1 protein-coding gene is annotated in these 936 nt (G+C 65.1%); it reads right to left on the minus strand.

What is annotated here, in order from left to right:
- Positions 1-2: 2 nt before the first annotated feature.
- A protein-coding gene (locus tag OOT46_RS30630; RefSeq protein ID WP_416136282.1) for an IS5 family transposase occupies positions 3-861 on the minus strand; the annotation gives its coding sequence in 2 pieces (ribosomal slippage) (positions 3-485 and positions 487-861; 858 coding nt in all).
- Between the last annotated feature and the right edge of the window lie 75 nt (positions 862-936).

Here is a 936-nt window from a genome sequence, read left to right on the forward strand (position 1 = left end):
CCCTAGGGTCTGTTTGACAAGGTCGCCCGCAAGCACCGGCGAATCATGGCCAGTTTGATGGTGCCCAGATAGTGCAAGGCGAGCTTTTCGAATCGTGTGGCCACAGCCCGTGCTTCCTTAAGCCAGCCGACGCAACGCTCAACAACATTGCGGCGGCGGTATTGCTGGGCATCGAACTGCGGCGGCCTGCCTCGACGGCGAGCCACCTGGTCGCGTCGCTCTGGAATCACGGCGCGTATGTGTCTCTGACGCAGCCATCGGCGGATACGCCGATGGCTGTAGCCCTTGTCGCCCGCCACCCGCTCAGGCCGTTGTCGCACGGTGCCACTGGGGCGGTTGATCCGCACCGCCTCCAGCAGCGGCTCGGCGTACACCGCCTCGCTCGCTTGCCCCGCGCTCAGATGCACGGCCAGAGGCAGCCCCGCACCGTCGACCACCAAATGCAGCTTGGTTCCCCATCCGCCGCGGCTACGCCCCAGCGCGTGGTCCCTCGGCTCCCGCGCCGGACGCCTTTTTCCCCCCACCGGCTGCCGCCTTATGTGCCCGAACATTGGAGCCGTCGATGCACCACAGCGACCAGTCCAGACGGCCCGCCGCGTCCAACTCGCTGTGCAGGGCTTGCAGCAATCGGTCCCACAACCCGCTGCGACTCCATCTCCTGTAGCGCGAGTACACCGTCTGCCATGGACCGTAGCGCTGCGGCAGGTCGCGCCACGCAAGGCCCGCGTTCACGCGAAACAGCATGCCATTAAGAACCCTGCGGTGATCCTGGTAGTGCCGCCCCGCCGTCTTGCGTGCCGGTAACAGCGGCTCCAGCACCGCCCACTCTGCATCGGATAATTCGTGACGATGACGTGCCATCCTCGCCTCCCTTGCTTGCCCGTACCCTGTGCATCAAGGTAGACGGAAATGGCCTGCTTATCAAACAAACCCTAG

It is taken from the genome of Aquabacterium sp. A7-Y, assembly GCF_026153205.1.
Lineage (GTDB): Bacteria > Pseudomonadota > Gammaproteobacteria > Burkholderiales > Burkholderiaceae_C > Caldimonas.